10 protein-coding genes and 1 other annotated feature are annotated in these 8,178 nt (G+C 55.7%); all 10 genes read left to right on the top strand.

Going from position 1 to position 8,178, the window contains the following annotated elements:
* The coding region (rplT, locus tag ACRDD5_RS13490; RefSeq protein ID WP_438677044.1) for a 50S ribosomal protein L20 at positions 1-188 on the top strand (188 nt) is incomplete at its 5' end.
* A gap of 116 nt (positions 189-304) precedes the next feature.
* Positions 305-428 (top strand) — a sequence feature (Phe leader region).
* The gene (gene pheM, locus ACRDD5_RS13495; RefSeq protein WP_001386830.1) at positions 310-354 is read left to right on the top strand and encodes a pheST operon leader peptide PheM; all 45 of its coding nucleotides are present in this window, start codon (positions 310-312) and stop codon (positions 352-354) included. It overlaps the preceding feature by 45 nt.
* A gap of 40 nt (positions 429-468) precedes the next feature.
* A complete protein-coding gene (pheS, locus tag ACRDD5_RS13500) occupies positions 469-1,452 on the top strand; it encodes a phenylalanine--tRNA ligase subunit alpha (protein WP_271283837.1) in 984 nt (327 codons plus the stop codon).
* 15 nt (positions 1,453-1,467) lie between these two features.
* Positions 1,468-3,855 (top strand): phenylalanine--tRNA ligase subunit beta, encoded by a 2,388-nt coding sequence (pheT, locus tag ACRDD5_RS13505; RefSeq protein ID WP_438677045.1) that lies wholly within the window; start codon positions 1,468-1,470, stop codon positions 3,853-3,855.
* Between the two features lie 4 nt (positions 3,856-3,859).
* Positions 3,860-4,159, top strand: coding sequence for an integration host factor subunit alpha (gene ihfA / locus ACRDD5_RS13510; protein WP_006820203.1), 300 nt, complete (start codon positions 3,860-3,862; stop codon positions 4,157-4,159).
* A 101-nt stretch (positions 4,160-4,260) separates the two neighbouring features.
* Positions 4,261-5,241: a vitamin B12 ABC transporter permease BtuC gene (gene btuC, locus ACRDD5_RS13515; protein WP_271283835.1), complete on the top strand. Its 981-nt coding sequence runs from the start codon at positions 4,261-4,263 to the stop codon at positions 5,239-5,241.
* Positions 5,242-5,276: 35 nt separating this feature from the next.
* Complete coding sequence (locus ACRDD5_RS13520) at positions 5,277-5,828, top strand: glutathione peroxidase (protein WP_438677046.1); 552 nt, start codon at positions 5,277-5,279, stop codon at positions 5,826-5,828.
* Positions 5,828-6,583, top strand: coding sequence for a vitamin B12 ABC transporter ATP-binding protein BtuD (gene btuD / locus ACRDD5_RS13525; protein WP_438677047.1), 756 nt, complete (start codon positions 5,828-5,830; stop codon positions 6,581-6,583). The genes ACRDD5_RS13520 and btuD overlap by 1 nt, the downstream gene beginning before the upstream one ends.
* 73 nt (positions 6,584-6,656) lie before the next feature.
* A complete protein-coding gene (locus tag ACRDD5_RS13530; protein ID WP_271283832.1) occupies positions 6,657-7,121 on the top strand; it encodes an NlpC/P60 family protein in 465 nt (154 codons plus the stop codon).
* A 291-nt stretch (positions 7,122-7,412) separates the two neighbouring features.
* The gene (locus tag ACRDD5_RS13535) at positions 7,413-8,126 is read left to right on the top strand and encodes an EAL domain-containing protein (protein WP_438677048.1); all 714 of its coding nucleotides are present in this window, start codon (positions 7,413-7,415) and stop codon (positions 8,124-8,126) included.
* The last annotated feature ends 52 nt before the right edge of the window (positions 8,127-8,178 follow it).

Here is an 8,178-nt window from a genome sequence, read left to right on the forward strand (position 1 = left end):
TCCGTCAACTGTGGATTGCGCGTATCAACGCAGCAGCACGTCAGAACGGTATTTCTTACAGCAAATTCATCAACGGCCTGAAAAAAGCCTCTGTTGAAATCGACCGTAAGATCCTGGCTGACATCGCAGTATTCGACAAGTTAGCGTTCACCGCGCTGGTCGAAAAAGCGAAAGCAGCTCTGGCATAAGCCAGTTAAAGAGGGAGCTCTGCTCCCTCTTTTCGTTTCAAGCGTATCAAAAGATTGACAATTTTCCGGCGAGCCTTTTCAATAAGGTCTTACGTCTCTTACCACACAAGGTAACGCAAGCATGAATGCTGCTATTTTCCGCTTCTTCTTTTACTTTAGCACCTGACTTCAGGAGGCTAGCGCGTGAAAGACGAAACGGAAAACAGCGCCAGAAAGCCTCCTGATGGAGGCTTTTTTCGTATCTGCCGCTTGTAAATATCGCTACATAACGAGGAAAACCATGTCACATCTCGCAGAGCTGGTTGCCAGTGCAACGGCTGCCATTAACCAGGCCTCAGATGTTGCCGCGTTAGACAACGTCCGCGTCGAATATCTGGGCAAGAAAGGGCACTTGACCCTGCAAATGACTACCCTGCGCGAGCTGCCGCCAGAAGAGCGTCCAGCCGCAGGCGCGGTAATCAACGAAGCCAAAGAGCAGGTTCAGCAGGTGCTGAACGAGCGTAAAAATGCGCTGGAAAGCGCCGCACTGAACGCCCGTCTGGCGGCAGAAACCATCGACGTCTCCCTGCCGGGCCGTCGCATTGAAAACGGTGGTCTGCATCCGGTCACGCGCACAATCGACCGTATTGAAAGCTTCTTCGGTGAGCTGGGCTTTACCGTCGAGACGGGCCCGGAAATCGAAGATGACTATCACAACTTTGATGCCCTGAACATTCCTGGCCATCACCCGGCGCGCGCCGACCACGATACCTTCTGGTTTGATGCGACCCGTCTGCTGCGTACCCAGACCTCTGGCGTGCAGATCCGTACCATGAAAGAGAAGCAGCCACCAATCCGCATCATTGCGCCGGGCCGCGTCTACCGTAATGATTACGACCAGACTCACACCCCAATGTTCCATCAGATGGAAGGCCTGATCGTTGATAAAAACATCAGCTTCACCAATCTGAAAGGCACCCTGCACGATTTCCTGAGCAACTTCTTTGAAGAAGATCTGCAGATCCGTTTCCGTCCGTCCTACTTCCCGTTCACCGAGCCGTCCGCTGAAGTTGACGTGATGGGTAAAAATGGCAAGTGGCTGGAAGTGCTGGGCTGCGGCATGGTTCACCCGAACGTGCTGCGTAACGTCGGCATTGACCCGGAAGTGTACTCCGGCTTCGCCTTTGGTATGGGCATGGAACGTCTGACCATGCTGCGCTATGGCGTCACCGACTTACGTGCATTCTTCGAAAACGATCTGCGTTTCCTCAAACAGTTTAAATAAGGGCAGGACAGAACAATGAAATTCAGTGAACTGTGGTTACGCGAATGGGTGAACACCGCGCTTGATAGCGAGGCGCTCTCTAACCAGATCACCATGGCAGGTCTCGAAGTCGACGGCGTTGAGCCCGTTGCCGGCGCCTTTAACGGCGTGATGGTGGGCGAAGTGGTGGAGTGCGGTCAGCACCCGAACGCAGACAAACTGCGGGTAACCAAAATTAACGTCGGCGGCGAACGCCTGCTGGATATCGTCTGCGGCGCGCCAAACTGCCGCCAGGGCCTGAAAGTGGCCGTAGCAACTGTGGGTGCGGTGCTGCCGGGCGATTTCAAAATCAAAGCGGCAAAACTGCGCGGTGAGCCGTCGGAAGGGATGCTGTGCTCTTTCTCTGAGCTGGGTATTTCCGACGATCATAACGGCATCATTGAGCTGCCGGCTGATGCACCAATCGGTACCGACATCCGCGAATACCTGAAGCTCGATGACAACACCATCGAAATCAGCGTGACGCCAAACCGTGCCGACTGCTTAGGGATTATTGGCGTAGCGCGCGACGTGGCGGTACTGAATCAGGCCGAACTGAACGCACCGGAGATTACCCCGGTTGCCGCCACCATCAACGACACGCTGCCGATTCAGGTAGATGCGGCTGATGCCTGCCCACGCTACCTCGGTCGCGTAGTGAAAGGGATCAACGTTAAAGCCCCTACGCCACTGTGGATGAAAGAGAAGCTGCGTCGCTGCGGGATCCGTTCCATTGATGCGGTGGTTGACGTTACCAACTACGTTCTGCTGGAGCTGGGCCAGCCGATGCACGCGTTCGATAAAGATCGTATCGAAGGTGGGATCGTGGTGCGCATGGCGAAAGAGGGCGAAACGCTGGTGCTGCTGGACGGTACCGAAGCGAAGCTAAATACCGATACGCTGGTGATTGCCGACCACGGCAAAGCGCTGGCGATGGGTGGCATCTTTGGCGGCGACCACTCTGGGGTCAATGATGAAACGCAAAACGTACTGCTGGAGTGTGCCTTCTTCAGCCCGCTGTCCATCACCGGTCGCGCGCGCCGTCATGGCCTGCATACCGATGCCTCTCACCGCTACGAGCGTGGCGTGGATCCTGCGCTGCAGTACAAAGCGATTGAGCGTGCCACACGCCTGCTGATCGATATCTGCGGCGGCGAAGCCGGTCCGGTTATCGATGTCACAAGCGTTGAGCATCTGCCGAAGCGTGCAACCATCACCCTGCGTCGCAGCAAGCTGGATCGCCTGATTGGTCATCACATTGCCGATGCGCAGGTGAGCGACATTCTGCGCCGTCTGGGCTGTGAAGTGACCGAAGGTCAGGACCAGTGGCAGGCCGTTGCGCCGAGCTGGCGTTTCGATATTGCAATCGAAGAAGATCTGGTCGAGGAAGTGGCCCGCGTGTATGGCTACAACAACATCCCTGATGAGCCGGTGCAGGCGGGTCTGGTAATGGGCTCGCACCGTGAGGCGGATCTCTCGCTGAAGCGTGTGAAAACCCTGCTCAACGACAAAGGCTTCCAGGAAGTGATCACCTACAGTTTCGTTGACCCGAAAGTGCAGCAGCTGATCCACCCAGGTCAGGAAGCGCTGATCCTGCCAAGCCCCATCTCCAGCGAAATGTCCGCAATGCGCCTGTCGCTGCTGACCGGCTTGCTCAGCACCATCGTCTACAACCAGAATCGCCAGCAGAACCGCGTGCGTATCTTCGAGACCGGCCTGCGCTTTGTCCCGGATACTCAGGCTAACCTGGGCATTCGTCAGGACCTGATGCTGGCGGGCGCAATCTGTGGCAACCGCTATGAAGAGCACTGGGACCTGACCAAAAACAGCGTCGATTTCTACGATCTGAAAGGCGACCTGGAGTCCGTTCTCGAGCTGACCGGTAAATTATCTGAAATTGAGTTCCGTGCCGAGGCCATTCCAGCCCTGCATCCGGGCCAAAGTGCGGCGATTTATCTGCAAGGTGAACGCGTTGGTTTCATTGGCGTTGTGCATCCGGAACTGGAGCGCAAACTCGACCTGAACGGCCGTACGCTGGCGTTTGAGCTGGAGTGGAACAAGGTCGCAGACCGCGTCATTCCTCAGGCTCAGGACGTTTCTCGCTTCCCTGCAAACCGTCGTGATATCGCTGTTGTGGTGGCCGAAAACGTGCCTGCCGCAGATGTTTTGGCCGAATGTAAGAAAGTTGGCGTAAATCAGGTAGTTGGCGTAAACTTATTTGACGTGTACCGCGGCAAGGGCGTAGCAGAGGGCTTTAAGAGCCTGGCTATCAGCCTTATCCTTCAGGATACCAGCCGTACACTCGAAGAAGAGGAGATTGCCGCTACCGTCGCCAAATGTGTAGAGGCATTAAAAGAGCGATTCCAGGCATCATTGAGGGATTGAACCTATGGCGCTTACAAAAGCTGAAATGTCCGAATATCTGTTTGATAAGCTTGGGCTTAGCAAACGGGATGCCAAAGAGCTGGTAGAACTGTTTTTCGAAGAGATCCGTCGCGCTCTGGAAAACGGTGAGCAGGTAAAACTTTCCGGCTTTGGTAACTTTGATTTGCGCGACAAGAATCAACGTCCGGGCCGCAACCCCAAAACGGGTGAGGATATTCCCATTACAGCTCGCCGCGTGGTGACCTTCAGACCCGGCCAGAAGTTAAAAAGCCGTGTCGAAAACGCTTCACCCAAAGCAGAGTGATACTATCTAACTAAAAAGGCCGCTGATGCGGCCTTTTTTCTTTGCGCTCCCGTAAACCCACCGTAAAATCAATTACATCATTCATTTGCAAAATGACTCCCATGCCCGAATTTGCCCGTCAGCAATACCGTTCCGACCTGCGTAAGGTGCTTTTGCTGCTGGTTGCGCTGGTGCTCGCGCTGGGGTTTAGCCTCTGTGCCGGTGAGCAATGGATCGGGCCGCAGGCGTGGTTTGGCCCGCAGGGTGAGTTATTCATCTGGCAAATCCGTATGCCGCGTACCCTGGCCGTGGTGCTGGTGGGGGCCGCGCTGGCCCTGAGCGGGACGATTATGCAGGCCCTGTTTGATAACCCGCTGGCGGAGCCCGGTCTGTTAGGGGTATCGAACGGTGCCGGAGTGGGGCTGATCGCCGCCGTGATGCTGGGCGGTGGCGCACTGTCCGGCTGGGCACTCAGCCTCTGTGCTATCGCCGGGGCGCTGTTCATCACCGTGATTCTGTTGCGCTTTGCCCGCCGCCATCTCTCCTCCAGCCGCCTGCTGCTTGCCGGGGTAGCGCTGGGGATCATCTGTAGCGCCCTGATGACCTGGGCGGTCTATTTCTCCACCTCGTTCGATCTGCGCCAGCTGATGTACTGGATGATGGGCGGCTTCGGCGGCGTGGACTGGAGCCAGGGCTGGCTGATGCTGCTGTTGGTTCCGGCTATCGTCTGGGCCTGTTTCCAGGCCTCACCGCTCAATATTCTGGTGCTGGGCGAGATATCCGCCCGCCAGCTGGGATTGCCGCTCACCTTCTGGCGCAACACGCTGGTAATTGCCATCGGCTGGATGGTGGGGGTCAGCGTCGCACTGGCCGGCGCGATTGGTTTTATTGGCCTTGTCATCCCCCATATGCTGCGTTTGTGTGGTATCACTGACCATCGGCTGCTGTTGCCCGCTGCGGCGGTGACAGGCGGCGCTACGCTGCTGATTGCCGATATTATTGCGCGCCTGGCGCTGACTGCCGCGGAACTGCCGATTGGCGTCGTGACGGCCACGCTGGGCGCGCCTGTGTTTATCTGGCTACTCTTAAAAGCCGGACGCTAGTGCAGCCAATCTGAATGACAACCTGAGGGAAAGTTATGCCGAACGATATTCTGAACACCGAAGTGACGACCATTGATGGCGAAAAAACCACCCTGGAAGGCTATAAAGGCCAGGTGCTGTTGGTGGTTAACGTGGCCTCAAAATGCGGCCTGACGCCGCAGTACGAGCAGCTGGAAGAGATGCACAAGACGCTGGAAGGCGATGGCTTCACCGTGCTGGGCTTCCCTTGCAACCAGTTCCTGGGGCAAGAGCCGGGGAGTGAAGATGAGATCAAAACGTTTTGCAGCATGACCTACGGCGTCACCTTCCCGATGTTCAGCAAAGTGGAGGTCAATGGTGACCACCGTCACCCGATCTATCAAAAGCTGGTGGCAGCGGCGCCGACTGCGGTTGCGCCGGAAGGCAGCGGCTTTTATGAGCGGATGGCCAGCAAAGGGCGCGCACCGGCCCACCCAGGTGACATTCTGTGGAACTTTGAAAAATTCCTGATTGGCCGCGACGGAAAGGTGATCCAGCGTTTCTCCCCGGACATGACGCCGCAGGATCCCGTTATTACCGCCGCGATTAAGCAGGCGCTGGCGAGCTAATGACCGTACTGATGCAGCTCAACGCCGTGGCGGTAAAAGGGCGGCTGGGGCCGCTCGACGTGAGCGTCAGTCCGGGTGAAATTGTGCATCTTGTCGGGCCGAACGGTGCCGGGAAAAGCACGCTGCTCGCCCGGATGGCGGGGTTAACCCGGGGCGAAGGGACGATCGCGTTTCAGGGGCAACCGCTCGAGGCGTGGACCTCAGCGTCGCTGGCCTGCCGCCGGGCCTATCTGGCCCAGCAGCAGACCCCACCGTTCGCCATGCCCGTCTGGCACTATCTGACGCTGCATCAGTACGACAGTCAGCAAAAGGCGCTTCTGAGCGAGATGGCGGCGGCGCTGGGCGTTGAGGATAAGCTCTCGCGTCCCACCAGCCAGCTCTCCGGGGGGGAGTGGCAGCGGGTGCGCCTCGCGGCCGTCATTTTGCAAATCCATCCTGGCGGTAACCCGCATGGTCAGTTGCTGCTGCTGGATGAGCCGATGAACAGCCTCGATGTCGCCCAGCAGGTGGCGCTCGACAGGGTGCTCAGCGCGCTGTCCCATCAGGGGCTTGCCATTGTGATGAGCAGTCATGATCTGAACCACACGTTACGCCATGCCCACCGCGTCTGGCTGCTGAAACGCGGTCAGCTGATTGCCAGCGGCGCGCGCGACAGCGTGCTGACGCCGCCGAATCTGGCCCGGGCATACGATATGTCCTTCCGGCGTCTGGATATAGAAGGTCACAGAATGATCATCTCAACGTCCCAGGAATAATTGCCGGTTGCGAAGCGGTGCAGACACAGGCTAAATTACGCAAAATCGATAAAAACCAGGGGTTTCGTCCGAAATGCGCTACTGTTTTATTTTGCTGATCGCGCTGGTGCTGGCAGGATGCAGTAGCCACCGTGCGCCACCGCCTAATGCGCGGCTGTCTGATTCCATTGCGGTGATTGCCAGCCTCAACGATCAACTACAAAACTGGGGCGGGACGCCTTATCGCTACGGTGGCATGAGCCGCCGCGGGGTCGACTGTTCGGGCTTTGTACTGATGACCTTCCGCGATCGCTTTGCGCTGCAACTGCCGCGTGAAACCCGTCAGCAGGCCACAATCGGGACCGAAATTACTAAAGACGATCTCCTGCCCGGCGATCTGGTGTTTTTCAAAACTGGCTCCGGTGAAAGTGGTCTCCACGTCGGAATTTATGACACCGATAATCAATTTATCCACGCCTCTACCAGCCGGGGCGTGATGCGATCTTCTCTGAATAATGTTTACTGGCGCAAAAACTTCTGGCAGGCCAGACGCATCTAGCTTCTGTCGCGCCCTCCGGCGCGACGAGATTCATTAACATTAAATGCCGCACATTCCGTAGCATTACTTTCAATGCAATTATTAGCCAATGAATTAATCAGAAGCCATTTCTGGTGGGGGAGGGAAAACTGGCTATTAATAGATAACCAGGATAAGATTATTTCAGGACTAAGGAAAATCCGATATTCACATGGAACGAATGAAATCATTCTTATTACACCTCATCACGTTGAATTGCTGTCGCTTAAGTTTCAGGATGTCATGTATTGCCTTTAATGTGAGGCGGACACCATGATTGTCACGCTGGATAATGCTTATCAATCTGAACTTTTATTCCTCCCTGCGCGCCATGATTCAGGGGTGCTCAAAGGCATTGAAATAATCGCCAACTTTGTCGGCGTTGAGTCTCAGGTGCGTATTCCAACAGAGCTGGTGCTGGCCTACCTGTCGCCCGCGCAAGAGCTGGCGCTGTTTCAGGAAAAACTGGCGTTACTCGAAACCTGCAAACTGTTTTTTATTCAGCAACAACTTCTCGCATGGATAAATATTTCGCCAGCTATTGTTGACCATCTAATAATGGACGGAAATGGCGTTTCAATATGTGAACGTCACCCGTGGCTGGAGTTTTCTATAAATGAGAATTATCCCGATCTGAATAAAGGCAACATGAATACGGTGTTGATGAACTTCGCGCTGCGCTTTCCGCTGGTGCTTGCCAATTTTGGTGCAGGAGATGCCTCAACCAAAGCCATTTTCGATGGCCTGTTTAATCGGGTGGCGCTCGATAAAAACTTCATCCAGCAGCATTTGACCGATAATACATTTGATCCCTTTTTACGGGCAATCGTCAGCCAGGTGACTCCGTACTGCCAATCGGTGATGGTCGCGGGCGTCGATGATGTCAGCACCTTGCAGCGCTTATCCCCTTATCAGTTCAGTGCGATGCAGGGAAATCTCTGGCCTGCGGTGACCGTCGACAAAATTACTACCCTGGTTCAGGGATAACCCTTGTAATACCCGGTGTTTAACCCCTGCTAAACCCACTACACTAAAGGCA

Source organism: Silvania sp., from assembly GCF_051656365.1.
GTDB lineage: Bacteria > Pseudomonadota > Gammaproteobacteria > Enterobacterales > Enterobacteriaceae > Enterobacter > Enterobacter hatchlandensis.